General features: G+C 59.8%; 13 protein-coding genes and 1 pseudogene. 9 read left to right on the top strand and 5 right to left on the bottom strand.

The window, feature by feature from the left end; translation table 11 throughout:
• Nucleotides 1-532: 532 nt before the first annotated feature.
• From NLN62_RS31115 to NLN62_RS31100, 4 genes are all read right to left on the bottom strand, one after another.
• Nucleotides 533-1804 carry an MFS transporter gene (locus tag NLN62_RS31115; protein WP_254111356.1) on the bottom strand — a complete coding sequence of 424 codons (1272 nt, stop codon included), beginning with the start codon at nt 1802-1804 and terminating at the stop codon, nt 533-535.
• A 186-nt stretch (nt 1805-1990) separates the two neighbouring features.
• Nucleotides 1991-2890: a fatty acid desaturase gene (locus tag NLN62_RS31110; RefSeq protein WP_254111355.1), complete on the bottom strand. Its 900-nt coding sequence runs from the start codon at nt 2888-2890 to the stop codon at nt 1991-1993.
• Complete coding sequence (locus NLN62_RS31105) at nt 2887-3084, bottom strand: hypothetical protein (protein ID WP_254111354.1); 198 nt, start codon at nt 3082-3084, stop codon at nt 2887-2889. Before NLN62_RS31105 ends, NLN62_RS31110 begins: the two co-directional genes overlap by 4 nt.
• Before the next feature lie 101 nt (nt 3085-3185).
• On the bottom strand, nt 3186-4019 hold the full coding sequence (locus NLN62_RS31100; protein ID WP_254111353.1) for a TauD/TfdA family dioxygenase: 834 nt from the start codon (nt 4017-4019) through the stop codon (nt 3186-3188).
• 90 nt (nt 4020-4109) lie between these two features.
• Between NLN62_RS31100 and NLN62_RS31095 the strand changes: the two genes are divergently transcribed.
• The 8 genes from NLN62_RS31095 (at nt 4110) to NLN62_RS31060 (ending at nt 15530) form a co-directional block, all read left to right on the top strand.
• Nucleotides 4110-4799, top strand: coding sequence for a Crp/Fnr family transcriptional regulator (locus NLN62_RS31095; RefSeq protein WP_254111352.1), 690 nt, complete (start codon nt 4110-4112; stop codon nt 4797-4799).
• An 854-nt stretch (nt 4800-5653) separates the two neighbouring features.
• A complete protein-coding gene (locus NLN62_RS31090; protein WP_254111351.1) occupies nt 5654-6613 on the top strand; it encodes a formylglycine-generating enzyme family protein in 960 nt (319 codons plus the stop codon).
• Between the two features lie 1448 nt (nt 6614-8061).
• Nucleotides 8062-8397, top strand: coding sequence for a GYD domain-containing protein (locus NLN62_RS31085; protein ID WP_027527827.1), 336 nt, complete (start codon nt 8062-8064; stop codon nt 8395-8397).
• Between the two features lie 946 nt (nt 8398-9343).
• The gene (locus NLN62_RS31080; RefSeq protein ID WP_254111350.1) at nt 9344-9646 is read left to right on the top strand and encodes a hypothetical protein; all 303 of its coding nucleotides are present in this window, start codon (nt 9344-9346) and stop codon (nt 9644-9646) included.
• A gap of 381 nt (nt 9647-10027) precedes the next feature.
• Nucleotides 10028-12952, top strand: a complete 2925-nt coding sequence (locus tag NLN62_RS31075; protein WP_254111349.1) for a GAF domain-containing sensor histidine kinase — start codon at nt 10028-10030, stop codon at nt 12950-12952.
• Between the two features lie 24 nt (nt 12953-12976).
• Entirely contained in the window at nt 12977-13366 is a 390-nt protein-coding gene (locus NLN62_RS31070) for a response regulator (protein WP_027527826.1), read from the top strand.
• A gap of 203 nt (nt 13367-13569) precedes the next feature.
• Nucleotides 13570-14550, top strand: coding sequence for an ABC transporter substrate-binding protein (locus tag NLN62_RS31065; protein ID WP_254111348.1), 981 nt, complete (start codon nt 13570-13572; stop codon nt 14548-14550).
• A gap of 536 nt (nt 14551-15086) precedes the next feature.
• Nucleotides 15087-15530: a CBS domain-containing protein gene (locus NLN62_RS31060; protein WP_254111347.1), complete on the top strand. Its 444-nt coding sequence runs from the start codon at nt 15087-15089 to the stop codon at nt 15528-15530.
• A gap of 194 nt (nt 15531-15724) precedes the next feature.
• Here NLN62_RS31060 and NLN62_RS53650 read toward each other — a convergent pair.
• A pseudogene (locus NLN62_RS53650) lies at nt 15725-16171 on the bottom strand (transposase); the annotation flags it as partial.
• Nucleotides 16172-16352: 181 nt separating this feature from the next.
• On the opposite strand from NLN62_RS53650, the gene NLN62_RS31050 reads away from it, so the two are divergent.
• Nucleotides 16353-16598: a hypothetical protein gene (locus tag NLN62_RS31050; protein ID WP_254111346.1), complete on the top strand. Its 246-nt coding sequence runs from the start codon at nt 16353-16355 to the stop codon at nt 16596-16598.
• Nucleotides 16599-16602 lie beyond the last annotated feature (4 nt).

The raw sequence follows: 16602 nt of genomic DNA, 5'->3' as shown, positions 1-16602 counted from the left end.
TGCTCGGCGGTAGACCATGGTTTGCTGCATGGGGCCGGCAACGTGGTCCCGTGCGTCATGGTCGGCAATCGCCCACAGGATTCGCAGCGTCCTTGATGCGCTTTCGCGGGACCGGGGCTGCGTGCGGTAGCGGCGAGAGGAAAAACGCACTGACGGGACTCGCGGGCCGCGACGGAGCCCCTCCTCGCCCTCAGGGTTGGGGAGAAAGAAAATTCGGTTGATGTGTCAGTGCGCGGAAATGGCGGGTTGGGGCAACTAACCTTTTGATTTGTTTTGTGGGTGGCAGTCCTGCCGGGCCGATCAAGAAATCAATGGCTTATTGGATGTTGATTCCTCGTCCCTTTGAGCCACCGCACCAGAAACGCTTCGCTTCGTCGTCATCATGCCGCACCTAAGCGGCTGGCGAGATATATCGCTCGACGCTCTATCTCACTAGGGCTTCTTCTTCCCGTCGTACTGTCGGCGGTCTTGCCGCATGAAACGGCGGAACAGCGCCGTGCGTCCTTTCATCCAGCGCCCCACAATCATGGATTTAGGTCGCCTGAACTGCCGCTGGCTTGCGCATATCGAAGCGGGCGCGCTGCGGTTCCGGACGCAGAAAAAGCAGTCCAATAATTCCGCCGACCAACGTAACGACGCCGCAGACCGAAAAGCCGAGGCTGTAGCCCTCCAAAGCTGACGCCGCTCCTTCGATGACGCTTCCCATGAGGTAAGGGGCCACGACTCCTGCCGACGTGCCGACGGCACTGTTGATGCCCAGTACAGCGCCGCGCTGCCCTGGCGGTGTTATCTCGGCAAGAATTGCGGGCGAGATCGGATAGACAATCGAAGGCAGCGCAACGCCGGTTAAGACCAGAATGATCTTCAGCCCAATACCGGCGACGTAAGGCGCCGCCAGCAGGGCAATTCCGCCGAGAATGAGGGCTGAGCCAACCAAAACGCCGCGCGCCACCCGGCTGGTAGACCCGCATCGCATCATCCACTCGGAGATCCAGCTTCCACTGATAACCACGAGAAAGCCGACCAGGAACGGCAGCGCCGTCAACTGACCCGCTGCTGTCTGGGAGAAGCCCAGCGCCGTGACGAGCCACGGTGTGAACCAGGAAAGAATAAGTGCGAGGCCGAAATAGGCGCCGAAGTAGCTGCACCACGAAGCCAGGTTCGTTGGGCTCATCAGCAGGGTGCGGTAAGGAATATGATCCGCGGCAGTGGAGTCCGCCGCGACCTCACCTTTACCCTCCTCGCCCCAAATCGCCCAGATCAACACCCAGAGCAGCCCGACGACGCCGAGCGCGCCGAAGGCAGTATGCCAGCTGTAGTTGGTGATGATCCAGCTGAGGAGTGGGACCACAATAATTACGCCGACCGATGCTCCCTGAGAAATGATAGCGCCGGGAAGCGTACGCTTGTCATCTGGAAACCACTTGTAAGTCGCATGGAGGGCAACCGGATAGGCGGGTCCTTCTCCTGCTCCCAACACGATTCGGCAGGCGATCAAGGTTTCGATTCCGATCGTACCCAGCATGGGAAACTGGACCAGCGCCCAAACGAGACCCATTGCCAGGAGCGCCCATTTCGAACGGATTCGATTGACAAGAAAACCCGTGACAACTGCAGAAACCGAGAACAACAAGAAGAAGCTCGACCCAACCAGGCCGAACTGCTTCGGCGTCAGTCCCAAGTCGGTCATGATTGGCACGCCAGCCAAACCTACGATGACCTTGTCAGCGAAGTTGATCATCATGAAACCGAAAAGCAGGGCGACGATGGCCCAGGCTTTTCCGAGTGTCTTTTGAGCTTGCACCGGATTCCTCCCTTTGTATTCATTTTTTATGCGGCGGCGCATTTTCGTGCGCAGAACTCGCGATGCTCCTCGCGAGTCCAGCGGTCACGGACACGTCTGGTCCACCGACTGGCAATCTCCGGCACCAAGCCGGGCTCGCCGGTTGCGGTACTCGCTTTTGCTGACCACAAGCGGACGGCGAAAATCTCACAGGTGCTCGAAACGGCAGCCGCGCGCTTCGAGGATCGGCTGCATTTCGCGAAACGCCGCGGCATTGCTGGTCAACGGGATGGCAGGATAAAGGTGATGGATGCCATGATGCTCCATCCCGAGCACCAGGATATTGCCGAGCGGACTGGTGAAGAACCGAGTATTTCGATAGCGGCCTTTTTCCTTCGCCGGATGATGCGGCGCCCAACTCAGAAACAGCGAGATGTAGCTCGTGCCAGTATGACGCGGCAGCCACCAGATCAATGCCGCTTCCAGCGCGTAACCTGCCCAAGCGAGCACAGCGAGGATACCCCAGTAAGACAGCGTTTGCAGCGCGCCTTCCAAGGCGGCGCGATGGACGACCGGATTGCCGCCGAGTCGCTTGATCGCGACAGCGTAGCTGTTTGGCCGACCCGGTTGCCGTCGCTTGATGCCGGTCAGAATCGCCTGCCACCACGTGTCGGCCTTCGCGCCATGATCAGGGTCGAGGTCGGGATCGTTCGTATGACGGTGATGCTCGATGTGGGTAATCCGCGCGATCTTGAACGGCAGCACCAGCGGGATGGTTGAGACATAGCCGATCAGTTCATTGAGCCACCGCAGGCTCTCTCCGGGTCTGGCGAAGTTCGAATGCTGGGCCTCGTGCGAAGGCAGGTAACAAAGAATGACGTTCACGGTTGCGATCGGGAACGTCGCCCATAGCGGCAGCATGCCGGTGAAAACAAGCGGCCAGAGGGCGAGCCAGCATACGAGATTGCCGAAGCCCCAGATCGCCATCGCGAGCGGAAACTTGCCGATATATTTGCGGGCGATCGCCCTCTCCTGACCGATAAGGTCATTGCGATCGTTGTTGCCATCGGTGGCCGCGAGAATGCCTGCATCCATGGTCATTGTCATAGCCAGCTTCCGCGAATTTTTGCGTAGAGACCCCAAGCGGCGCCAAGGGCGAGCCCGGGCCAGATCGGAGAGAAGCCGAACGATGTTCCGAGGCCGGTGCCCGTCAGGAGCGTTGCAGTCAGCGGAGCGATAAAGCCCAGGCCGAAGAACAGCGGTCCCCAGGGATTCAACCGTTGCAGCACGGTTCGGATCATGCGCGCTTGCTCCTTCCGTTCTGGTTTCAGGGCGGTATCAGTGAGCTTTTTTTCCGGCCGCGGTTTCGCGGGCATTTCTCGCTAACGAAACCGACCTACATTTAGGAAAGCGGACCGCCTTCAAGGGTGATCCGATGCATCAGGCGATGATGGCCGTGGTAGTCGTTGAGCGCCTGATGCCACGTGCAGCGATTGTCCCAAATGGCCATCGAGCCCGGGCGCCACTGAAAGCGACGGACGAAGCGATCCTGCGTGACATGCTGATAGAGATGGTTGAGCAGCGCCGCGCTCTCCTCGCGAGTCCAACCGACGATGCCAGTCGTGAAGCCAGGATTGACGTAGAGCACCGGCTTGTGGCTGCCGGGATGGGTGATGATGAGCGGATGGATCGCCTGGGGCGTATTCTTGAAGCCACCCAACTCCACGCGATCGCTATTGGCGTAGTATCCCCCTTCGCCAAATGCGTGAGCCGATGCGTGATGAGCCTTCAGTGTGTGCAAGGTGGCCTTGAGCCCGGCTGAGAGTGCGTCGTAGGCGGCGTACAGATTGGCGAACAAGGTGTCACCGCCCACGGGGGGCGTCTCGACTGCCATCAGAACGGAGCCCATCGCCGGTGCTACGTCGTAACTGTGGTCGGTGTGCCATCCTCCACCGATATTGGTTTTCTGGGACTCGGACTTTTCAACCTTGGCAATCTCGGGGTAGCGTTCGGTTTTGGGAAAATAGCGATTGATCACGATCGGACCCAATCGGCGCGCGAAGCCGATCAGTTCCTCGGGTTCGAGCACCCGTCCATGGATGAAGACGACGCCGCGCTGAAAGACGGTGTTGCGAATGGTCTCGATCACATCGTCGCCGGCGCGCGTCACATCGATTTCTTCAATCAAGGCGCCGCAACGGTCCAACGGACGAATGTCTATAATTGCAGAACTCATGAGGGTCTTCCTCCCTGTGCCGGCATTTTCCTTATCAGCGCAGGATATCGGAGCGGATGTAAAAGACTGTCACTTCTGTTACAGTTCGGCTTGGAAAAGGCCGACCTTGTCCAGACCCGCGAAATTCTGAAAAAGCAGACGTGGCTGCATGGTCACGGCGTGGACCTTGTGGAGCCGCTGTTAGCCCATGGCCGGTTGGTGAGCTTTGAAGCCGGCCAATGGACGCACGCGGAAGGTGACGAAGAGACCGGCATATTGGTTGTCATTCGCGGATTGGTTTACGTCTTGTGCAAGGCGCCAGGTGATCGGGAGGTTCTGATCGGCCCTACAGTTCCTGGCGGCGCGATTGGTCAGACGACGCGGTTTGGCGGAGGCCCGCGATTGGTTACGGTCCAATGCATGAATGACAGTCTGATCCTGCTCGCGTCCGACCGTGCCCTGACTCAGATCGCAATGAAACGGCCGCAAATTTGGCAAGCTGTCGCGGCGCTGCTTTATTTGCAGGTGCGCGATCTGCTCCAGCTCGCTGCAGAGGTGATTGCGTTGCCCCCGCGCCAGCGGCTTGCCGCCCGGATTACGCGCCTCGCGCAGGCAGAGGAGCAAGCCGGAAAATACGTGCTATCACTCAGCCAGGAGGCGCTCGCCGAAATGGTGGGCCTAACTCGGAAGACCGTAAACGGCTACTTGGCCGAATTCGAACGCGAGGGTTTGATCAGGCGCACTTACGGATCAGCCGTTCTGCTCGATCCGCAGGGTCTATGGCGCATTGCCGAAAGCTAAAACCACAATCATCCTGGTTCATTTTTCGGATTGCGCCGAACAGCCGCCCTCACCGTGAGGTCGCGCTTTGCCCCCAGCTTGACGACCGGTCTTGTCGTTACGCCTATGCAATTCCGGCAAGCGGCACGGCGAATAGCGCTGCCCCGCATTTGGGCAGACCTGCCGACGCCGCATAGACTGCAATATTGTCTTCGAGGAGGTTTGAGCTGTGCGCCGCAGTTGCTCTTCAATGTGATGCAGGTACCGCGCAATCGTAGGGAGAGCCAAGATGGAATCCGACAGCGCGAATGGTCTCGAGCTCTATTGGACTGCGGATCCAGCAGAGCCCGCAATCGGCAGAGCCCATTCTTCGGCGGAATCCTGGTCTTGCCGGCCATCGCCACTTACACGATCGGCGTCTGGATCTTCCGCGGCAAGGTTCGCAAGTGCAAATTGGGCGAAGGAAGCTAGGATGCGCCGTCAACATTGCTGAACTGAATTCAATCTCCCAACACGAAAGGGCTTGATCATGAAAAGCGGCACTTGGTCATTTGTTGTCCTCTCCACATTCTCGTAGCACTGGCATTGCCGACGGCAACAGTTTAAGGCGCGAGGGCCCGATGACAAATCTCTCACTTTTGCGGCGGCTCACAGCGGTAAACAGTAGCGCCTAAACATCTGCCGTGCGCGGTACCGCGACTGTCTATCTCTGCCAAAAGACGCGGATCGACCATACCGAGTTTCTGGCCTGCCAGGGCCATCGCACCGCAGCGCCTGTGCCGAAAGTGCATAGCGCGCCAACCATCCAAAGCTCAACCTTCTGGCAGGACGTTCAGCGGATGTCATGGCGGTGCCCATCACGAGGAGTACCCGCGATGTTGGACCAAACTGGTCGACGACCACAAGCCTCAGTATCTGATGTGCTTCGCGGCATGGTTCGTATACCGGGCGGGATCTTTCGTATGGGTTCCGATAACCACTATCCGGAGGAGTCACCGGTCCATCGTGTGACCGTGGCTGGCTTTTGGATCGATGCAACTCCCGTCACCAACCGCGCCTTCCGTAAGTTCGTGCAAGCGACCGGCTACATCACCTGCGCCGAGATCAGACCTGACCCGAGCGACTATCCTGGTGCGCTGCCGCACATGCTGAAGGCCGCTTCGCTCGTGTTCACGCCGCCGAAACATCAAGTCGATCTCCGGGACTGGAGCCAGTGGTGGAGGTTCAAGTTCGGCGCCAACTGGCGCCGACCGTACGGTCCGCGCAGCTCGATCAGCGGTCTCGATGATCACCCTGTCGTTCACGTCGCTTATCGTGATGCGGAAGCGTATGCCGCCTGGGCGGGCAAAGAACTGCCGACGGAAGCGGAGTGGGAGTTTGCTGCTCGCGGCGGTCTCGACGGGGCTGAGTTCGCCTGGGGCGATGAATTTACCCCCCGTGGGCGGCATATGGCCAACACCTGGCAGGGGCAATTTCCCCGGCAGAATTCCGCTGAGGACGGCTTTGAACGCACATCGCCAGTAACCGCCTTTCCACCCAACGGCTACGGGGTCCATGACATGATCGGCAACGTCTGGGAATGGACCGCCGACTGGTACTCGCCGCAGCACCAGGCCGATGCGCTAAAATCCTGCTGTATTCCGGAAAATCCCCGCGGGGGAGGCGAGACTGCAAGCTACGATCCGTGTCAGCCACAAATCAACATTCCGCGCAAGGTTGTGAAGGGCGGCTCTCATTTGTGCGCACCGAACTATTGCCGTCGCTATCGTCCGGCAGCTCGCCATGCGCAACCGATCGACACGTCAATGAGCCATGTACATGTCAGTGAGTCTTGACGACACTTTTAATTGGCACTGCGGGGTAAAGCAAAACGGAGCAATCGTCGCGGAATGCCCCGTCGCTGCCGACAAAGATCGTTCGATGGTTAGAAAAGAAAACCCGCCCGAAGGCGGGTTGCGCAAGGTACCGCAATGGGTCTGCCAATATCAGTCAGCGGCACACGTCTCTGCGGTGTTCCTCTGCAAGCTAGACGCCACGCCCACGGTGAGTTGGCTGGGATCTGCCGACGCCTCAACTATCCGTGGTTTTAGGCGTGGTGTCAGAATCGCGATCTGATTGGGAGAAGCGGGCATGCCGGCCAACATTAGCTGTGGCGTAGCTGAAGTCTCCTCAACGTGGGCCGCTCCCAGCACTGCTACTTGGGTCCGGGAGATCGGGAAGCCCGTCACTTCGAAAGCCGGAAAGCGCAAAGTGCACGCGCCGGCTTGATGGGGCGCCGCACCTGCTACGGAGGCGACGGCGGTTGCGATCAAGAACAGATTTCTCATGATAATACCCCACTGGAATAGAGAGATATTTTCACCACGAATTCCACAGTCACCATAGTTCTAGGTCAGCGACGCATATGTGAACTCGCTCACTAGCCGCGCCGAATTCTGTTTGCGCAATCACTAATATGCTTAATTAAAGGCGGCAGTCAGTAAAACTGTCGCCAGGTGAGATGTTAGTGTCACCAATTGGCGTGGTCTGCCCGATAGCAACGTTCACGGAAAGAATTTCAGGACAGCGCCCCGGACAGTAATTTTCCGCGACTCGAGACGAGTGCGACGACGTTGAATAGAAAAGACCAATCAGTGAAACACATGCGTGTAACGGCCTCGGTTTTGCGAGAGTTCAGCAGCCGGGGTGGGAAAACAACCCAGCAGCACTGCATTTTCCGACTCAACGAAGCGCGATTCCGTCTCTCAGGGGGGAGTTCAGCTCTCAAGGGGGAGTTCAGGCAGACAAATACGGACGGACACCGGGGACCTAAGTCTCCACCGGCGATAGCCAGTGGGCCCACCGCACGCCGAGGCCCCCAGTAATTGATATTTTGCAAGCCCGCGTCGGGGCCGCTTTGATGGCGGCATGCGTAGACCTGTCCGCCCCGAGAACCGCACACCGCCGCCCGGTCACCGTCCGCTCAAGTTAACCTTCGGCGAGATGCGCGAGATGGACGTGCGTGGACGTCCTGGTCTATTGCGCTGAATATCGTTGCAGTCATTTGGTGTTGCTCATAGCCGATCGCTTTGCGGACTAGGTGCGGTTGTCGGACGTCGAGCAGCGGTTCGTCTGTCGCGCCGCTGTGGCAAGGGGGACCGCCGGACATCAATTGTCGGCGGGATGGAATAGGGCGGCGCGATAGATGGGAATATCGCTGGTTGGATTGATCCATCTCAATAATCCTCCTGAGCCCGCCCCTAGAATATCCGCGTCAATGCGCTCACTAACGATGGAGGGCGTTATGATCAGATTGTTTACGCGTGGTTGCTTCACTGAGAGTTATGCCAAGGGGTTAGTTAGCGCACCCGAGGACAGAGAGCCGGCTGTGCGCAAGCTGATTGAGGGTGCAGGTGGCAAGCTTGTTAGCTTTTATTTCACGACCGGCGACTCTGATTTCATGCTCATTTCTGAGGCTGACGAGTCCGAATCCATTATCGCCGCTCTGTTGGCAGCGGTGGCGGCGGGCACAATATCCGGCGTGAAAACAGCAAGAGCTTGGACTGGAGCGGAATTCAAATCGGTGGCCGAAAGGGCTTCCAAAGCAGCTAGCCATTATCGGGCTCCCGGCAAGAGCTAAGAGAGACATTGCCACCAGACGATTTTCGGCTGTCGGATCATTGAGCCGCGCTTCGTCTGCCAGTCCCGCGGCAGGCGCGGCGCGGCACTACTTCGCTACCTACCTGCCGAGTGAACACCGGTGGCGCATCAATCTTGAATACCTTCGATGCGAGAGGCCTCGGTGGTGACTTCCGACGAGGCAATCAGTGTCTCGCTTCGTACAAGTTGGCTCACACTTTCGGCTCGCCAGAAAGCAATATTAAGCTTGCGGATTTTGACCGCGAAGCCTCGGTTGGAAAAACAGAATAATGGTCAAACGGAGTGGGCCCGCCGGCTCATGCTGGCGGGCCCTGGATTGATCGCCCCAGCCGCCAGCGATGCGTCAACAACCGCTGCCGGTTGCGCTTCCCTGTGCGATCGGCGCCGTCGTTCATGCTGCAGGATCAATCACTTTCCAACGGGGCCCCAATAGGTCGCGATCTTGCGCGAGGAGTTACCTAGCTTTCGATAGTTAGGCATTACCGACCGTAGTGGAGGAGTGCGAAGCTCGATACGAACCGCCGGTCGTCGCCGGCCTAGGGACTCGGAGCCGCCGTTTGCATCTCGTGTCCCGGACTGAAACCGGATGCGCCGGGAGGCCCAGACGGCGTGCTTGAGGATGCGGCTTGCATCTCATGCCCCGGGCTGAAGCCGGACGCGCCGGGGTGCCCGGAGGACGAACTTGAGGATGCGGCTTGCATCTCGTGTCCCGGACTGAAGCCGGACGCGCCGAGATGCCCGGCATGATTTGATGAACCATGATGCCCGCTATGCGAGTGCGAGCCTGAAAACACCGCTGAAAACGCCGCTTGTATCGCGTGTCCCAGGCTGAGGCTTGATGCCCCGTGATGCGCGCCATGCGACTGCGGGCTTGAGAACATTGATTGCATCGCGTGCCCTGGAGCAGCGGTCGATGCCGAACTGCCGTGACCGACACCACCAATGCCACCATGTCCCACGCCGCCGCCATGTCCGCCGGATCCACCAACGCCAGCTCCTACCCCGCCACCTGCTCCCGCTCCGGCACCGCCACCACCACCACCGCCGCCACCACCACCGCCGCCACCACCACCACCACCACCAGCGAGCAGCGGCCCGGCCGTTGTGATCAACAATGCAGGTATTGCGGTTACTGCAAGAAGCTTTGCCACCCTCGTCACGATGATCTCCTCTTCGCCCTCACTCCGCGTCCAGCTCCAGGCTACACTGCGGGGCTCGGCGGTGGTTGAAAGTCGAGCGCGCGACCAATGTTCCGCCCAAAAAGTCATCGAATAAGGCAAATGGGCGCGCACGCTGTTTTCTGCGCAGACTGTGACCAGAACGGCACATCTACCCGAGCGGCCCTCCCCGGCGAGATCACACCGCGCACTTCCAACGACCGCAAGTCGGGTTCGATCTCGCCCCTTCCAGGCGAGGTCTTGGGGTTGCTCTCCTCGGGCGAGTATTCCGCATCGACAGCGACAAGGCGGCGAGAGGTGGCCGCCTATTGCGGACTCGATTTACTCACGTTGAGTTCTTCATTTTGCCCCCAGGCGGACTTCTTGCCATAGCGGGAAACGCAAGATTTGCATAAGATTAAGCCTTGTCGTGATCCGCCCGAGGGGAGCGAAATGCGACAACGTGATGGAAACGAGCAACCGATTAAGGGGCGGCGCGCGAATAGGGCCAAGGCTCGCGCGATTGCGGTCCCTTCCGTTGCCGATCTGCAAAAACAGGTCAGCATTCTCTCCCGCGAGTTGAAAGAGACGCGGGAGCAACAGAGCGCCACAGCCGAAGTTCTGAAAGTCATCAGTCGCTCGACGTTCAACCTGCAGGCTGTGCTGCAAGCTCTCGTCGAGTCGGTTGCCCGGCTGTGCGATGCCGACATGGCGCAAATCACTCGCCAACGTGGCGGCGTGTTCTTTCGGGCGGAGGCTTATGGTTTTCCTGACCAGTTTATCGAATACTCCAGAACCATTCCGGTCGCGGCGGACAGAGGCTCGGCGATCAGAAGCGCGTTGCTCGAAGGGACAGCCGTTCATATCCCCGATGCGCTTGCCGATCCGGAATACACCTTCACGGAAGGCCAGCGGCTTGCGGATTTTCGCGCCGTCCTCGCGGTACCAATGCTGCGCGATGGCGCCCCCATTGGCGTCATCGTAATAACGCGGAAGGAAGCGCGTCCGTTTACACAAAAGCAGATCGAATTGGCGACAACATTTGCCGACCAGGCTGTGATCGCGATCGAGAACGTCCGCCTCTTCGACGAGGTGCGGACCAGGACGCGCGATTTGACGGACGCCCTCACCTACCAGACCGGCAGCGCTAACATCCTCAAGGTCATCGCCTCATCGCCGACTGATGTCGAACCGGTGCTGACGGCAATCGTGGAGAGCGCCTGCGTGATTTGCGAAGCAGAAGAGGCCCACGTCGCCTTGAGGGATGGCGATCACCTCGTATTCCAGGTGCAGCACGGGTCGGCCCCGGTTGTCTGGAAACGGCGGCCAATCAACCGCCTATGGGTCACGGGGCGTGCGGCAGTCGACCGCAGAGCTGTACATGTGCATGACCTCCTTTCGCCTGAAGGCGACGAGTTTCCCGACGGGCGCGAACTCGCACGCCGGGACGGTGCTCGCACCGTGCTAGCCGTACCCCTGCTGCGCGAAGGCGAGTGCATCGGCGTAATTGCGCTTCGCCGTATGGAGGTACGTCCATTCAGCGAGAAACAGATTGAGCTGCTGCAGACCTTCGCCGACCAGGCCGTGATCGCGATCGCCAACGTCCGCCTGTTCGACGAGGTCCAGGCCAAGACGCGCGATCTCGAGGAGTCGCTGCAGCAACAGACCGCCACCGCAGACGTGCTCAAGACTATCAGCCGGTCGTCCATCGACCTCGAGACGGTGCTCGACACGCTGGTGGAGACCGTGGCGCGTCTCTGCCGCGCAGACCAGGTATATATGTTCCACCTGCGCCATGACCTGTGGCACCTGATCGCGGCCTGCGGGCTTTCGGCGGAGGCAAGAGAATTCTTTCAAACGCACCCGTTCACGCCTGGCCGCGGCTCGACATCCGGTCGCGCCGCGTTGGAGCGTCGAGCCGTCCTCATCCCCGATGTCTTGCAGGATCCAGAATACACCCTCAGCGAAGGGCAGGAGATCGCCGGCTACCGCACGACGCTTGGCATTCCGCTGCTTCGCGAGGATACGCTGATAGGTGTATACAGCATTGCCCGGACGCTCGTCGAACCTTTTACGAACAAAGAGATCGAACTCGCCACCAGCTTCGCCGACCAGGCTGTGATCGCGATCGAGAATGCCAGGCTCTTCGATGAATTGCGCGGTCGTCAGGCCGAGCTGCGCGTCACGTTCGACAATATGGGCGACGGGGTCGTCATGTTCGATACCGCGGCGCGACTTACCGCGTGGAACCGCAATTTCCAGGAGATGCTCGAGCTGCCCGACGCTTTTCTAGCCGCGCGGCCGAGCTTTGCCGAATATTTCCGCTATCTCGCTGAGCGCGGCGAGTACGTCTCGGCCGATCTCGAAGCTCAACTCAGCCGCACGGTCGAAGACACCAGGCTTGAGATGCGCTTCGAGCGTATGCGGCCCGACGGCCGCGTCATCGAGGTGCGCCGCAATCCGGTACCGGGCGGCGGCTTCGTGCTGATCTATGCCGACATCACGGAGCGGAAGCGCGCCGAGCAGGCGGTTCGCGCAGCACGGGACGCCGCCGAGACGGCGTTGCGCGAGTTGCAGACGGCGCAGGCGAGCCTGGTCCATGCCCAGAAAATGGCGGCGCTTGGGCAATTGACTGCCGGCATCGCGCACGAGATCAAGAACCCGCTCAATTTCGTGAACAATTTTGCGGCACTCTCATCCGAGTTGACAGACGAGTTGAGCGACGTACTCAAACCGGTAGCGTTGCCTAGCAAGGTCCGCGAGGAAGTCAGCGAGCTGACCGGCACCTTGAAGGACAACCTCGGAAGGGTCGTACAGCACGGCAGGCGCGCCGACTCCATCGTCAAGAACATGCTGCTGCATTCCCGCGAGGGCTCTGGTGAGCATCGGGCAGTTGAGATCAACGCAATCATCGACGAGAGCCTTAACCTCGCCTACCATGGAGCCCGCGCAGAGAAACAGGGTTTCAACATCACACTGGAGCGCGATTTCGATCCGGCGATCGGAGTTGCCGACATCTACCCGCAGGAGGTCACCCGGGCGCTTTTGAACCTGATCTCGAACGGGTTTTACGCCGCTACCCAGCGCGCAGGGACGGCCGGCAACGGCTTTGAACCGAGGTTAAAAGCGGCAACACGAAACCTCGGCGACAGGGTCGAAGTGCGCATCCGCGACAATGGTAATGGCATCCCGCTCGAAATCCGGGAGAAGATTTTCAACCCGTTCTTCACGACAAAACCGGCTGGTGAAGGTACCGGGCTCGGGCTGTCCATGAGCCACGACATCGTGGTGAAACAGCACGGAGGTACAATTGAAGTTGTGACTGAACCCGGTTCCTTTACCGAATTCGTTATTACGTTGCTGCGTGTCATGCCTTAGCAAGCAGAAGCAGGGGCAGAGAAATTGAGCACCTATATCCTTGTGGTCGATGACGAACCCGACGTCGAACACCTGTTTCGCCAGCAATTCCGCCGGGACATTCGCTCCGGACGTTTTGTCATGGAGTTTGCGACGTCAGCGGCGGAGGCGCTGGAGCGCACGAAGACGATCGCCGATCCCTTACTGATCCTGATCCTGTCGGACATCAACATGCCCGGCATGAGCGGACTTGAAATGCTGCCGAAGGTAAGGGCAGCGAGGCCGAACGTGCCCGTGATCATGATCACGGCCTACGGCGATGAAGCGACAAAGAAGAAAGCTGCTCAACTCGGGGCCGCCGGCCTGCTGACCAAGCCGATCGACTTCGGGCTGTTGCGCGAGGAAATCGATGAGCGGCTGCAACGGGCGGCGTAGTTCGGTAGTGGCCGATCAGCGAAGTGGCGGCAGCTCTCATTGAGGTCCGCTGAGTGGGGCATAGCGAACACGCTGAGTTCTTCGCATTTTGACCCTCAACGGACATCGGACAGAATGTACGCAGTAGCGAAGCTGGGTTTTTGGCCCCTATCAATGAGCCCGGCTGAAACGATAAGCTGTTGTCTCTTGGGTCGGAGGCGGGCATGAGGCGGCGCGAATTCCTCGGTGCGCTTGGCAGTGCCAGCCTCGCGTGGCCGCTCGCAGCGAGGGCGCAGCAGCACGTACCAGTGGTTGGTTTCCTGCACGGCGGGTCCCCTGGACCGAACGCGCATCTCGTTGCGGCGTTTCTACGCGGGCTAGAGGAATCTGGCTTTCGCGAACGGCACGACGTTGTTGTGGAGTATCGCTGGGCGGAGGGTAAGTATGATCGGCTACAGCAACTCGCCAGTGATTTGGTTAGCCGTCATGTCGCCGTGCTGTACACCGCGGGCGGCTCCGTCGCCGCCATCGAGGCACGCAAGGTATCAGTGGATATCCCCCTGGTTTTCGTCATGGGCAGCGACCCGGTGCGAGCGGGACTGGTGACCAGCCTGCCGCGCCCCGGCGGCAATTCTACCGGCGTTACGCTGAGCACAAGCGCCCTTGAGGCTAAGCGCGTTGAGTTGTTACGGCAGCTCGCTCCCTCCACCGACCTCATTGCGGCGCTGGTCAACCCAGACAATCCGAACGCGCCCGACGTCACCGCAAATGTGGAGACGGCCGGAAAATCCGTCGGTGTCAGCATTCACTTCCTGCAGGCTGCCACTGACGGACAGCTCGACGCGGCGCTGGCCACCCTGCCACAGTGGAAGGCAGGTGGTATTCTTGTTGCCAACGATCCATTTTACGTGTCTCGGCGCGAGAAAATTATTGCCGCCATAGCTGAAAAAGCGTTGCCCGCAGTCTATCAGTCACGTGAATTCCCCGCTGCTGGCGGCCTCGTTAGCTACGGATCAACCCTTGCCGATATGTACCGCAAGTCGGGCGTCTATGCCGGACGCATTCTCAAGGGTGAGAAGCCGGCGGACCTACCAGTCCAGCAGCCCACCACGTTCGAACTCATTTTTAATCTGAGAACGGCAAAGGCGCTTGGCCTGACCATCCCGCAGACGCTTCTCGCCACTGCCGACGAGGTGATCGAATAGCGCGACAACAGTCTGCTGTGGCCCGACGCAGGCCTCCTTGAGGGTCCGCTGCTGCGTCCGCCTATCGGCGCAAAGCGGACTCGTTGTGCTCACTGCGAGTTATTCCGAGTCTGACCCCGAGCAGACCTCTCATGGACGCCAATCCATTTTGGGGCATATGTGATCATAGCGCCTTCTGTCAGCACCGGCGACGGAGGCAGAAACGTTGCGGGCGTTGTCGCCGAACCGCTTGATTACTTCCATTTCGCCGAGGTGCCTGACTGGGGTTTACGGGTTGGTGTTACAGCCCGATCCCGAAACAAGACCTGCTGCCTCGGTGAGGGAAATAGACGTGGCACATCCATCGAAACGGAAGGCAGCGGCTTCGAGCTGGAAGTGTGAAGGTGCTGCAGGCGATGTGCCAGCGAAGCCTGCCACCGATCCCGACAGCGGGATCTTCACCGCCTCGATGGCGTAGCCCGGCGCGGTGCTGACAAGGCAAGATATTTCGACTAACCTGCAAGGCGGGAAGGAACAGGGCCCACGACAGGAGATCGATGAGCACTGTAAAAAACGCTCTGGCCCAGAAGAGTGGCGCCCTGATCCGTGTTCGTTCCGGCGACATGGTCGTCGAAGCCTTGCGCCAGATGCGCGACAACCAGGTCCGGTCGGTGCTGGTCATCGACGACGACGTGCTGGTCGGTATCGTGACCCAGGGTGACTGCGCCATCAAAGTGCTGCTGCCCGGGCTCGATGCGAAGCAGACGCCGGTGGGCCAAGTGATGACGGGCAACCCGGTGACGGTCAAGCCGGACGATCGGCTAGAAGGCTGCATGGCAATGATGGCTGCGCGCGGTTTTCGCCATCTGCCAGTGCTAGACGCAGGCAAGGTCGTGGGCGTGATCTCGATCGGAGACGTCGTCAAGAACATCATCCGGGATTTGGAGCACAACGTGGACGACCTGATGGGCTACATCATGAAGGACGGCCCCGGGGGCTGACAGACGAACCGCGGTGCCGTCGCCCCCGGCCGCGATCCTGCGGCAGGCCTAGTTCTTCCACGATTGAAGACCGCTCGCCGAGGTGGTCTAGCCGCCGCCACGCGAAAGTGGTTTTCTCCTCTCGCGCAACAGACTTTGGTTCAGCCCGGCCCCTGCGGCCGGTTTTTTACGTCAGCAATGCGTCAGGCGGTCGCCGCGATCGCCCGCTTCACCATCATCGGACGCCACCGCTGGCCGACCAATCGATCGCGGACGCGGTGCCGCGCCTGAAGGTCGAGCCGGTCGGCTGTCTTGGTCGCGACGAATTTCATGGTCGGGCGTTGGACAGCCTCAGCGATGGCTTCCGCATCTCGGAAGTCATTCTTCTGCCCCTTCGAGTAGGGGCGCACGTATTTCGCCGGCATCAAGCGAGCGTCGTGGCCAAGCATTTGGAGCTTGCGACTGAGGTGATGCGCGCCAACGCAAGCCTCCATACCGATCAAGCACGGCGGCAAGTTCGCGAGCCGTGCTTCCACCTGGCTGCGTGACTACTTCTGACGCAGCACGATGGCACCGCGGTGATCATGACCCACGAGGTGGAACGAGTTCTTGCCGATATCGATGCCGATCACGGCGATCGCTGTGTTGAGGTTCTGAGACATGGCGTGCTCCTTGACTTGAGCGGCCCTTGCCAGCTTCTCGCACTGGCGGGGCTGGAGCACGGCCGGACCATCCCATTAGCGGAAGTCGAGCGGCCCAATTTGCTGCAATGCGACCACACCGTAGTCGTTCGAAGACTGTGCTAGGCTTTTACAGCGCAGCACTCTTAGGGGCGAGAAATCCATGAGACGGCGTGATTCCCTCACCGGCCTAGCCGTCATGGGAGGTGGTACCACGCTTGCACGTCTGTCCAGCGCGCAAGCACCGCGCAAAATGACGCGGGTGGGTATCGCGACGATTCAACCCCGCACGGGACCATTGTGGACAGCATTCGAACAGCGGCTGAAAGAACTTGGATATGCCGAGGGAGAAAATCTTGCCGTCGAGTTCATAGACCTCAATGGAACGGTCGAAAAAGCAATCCGTTGACCTC

Origin of the sequence: Bradyrhizobium sp. CCGUVB23 (assembly GCF_024199885.1) — a bacterium.
Lineage (GTDB): Bacteria > Pseudomonadota > Alphaproteobacteria > Rhizobiales > Xanthobacteraceae > Bradyrhizobium.
This window is presented reverse-complemented; position numbering and strand designations above follow the sequence as displayed.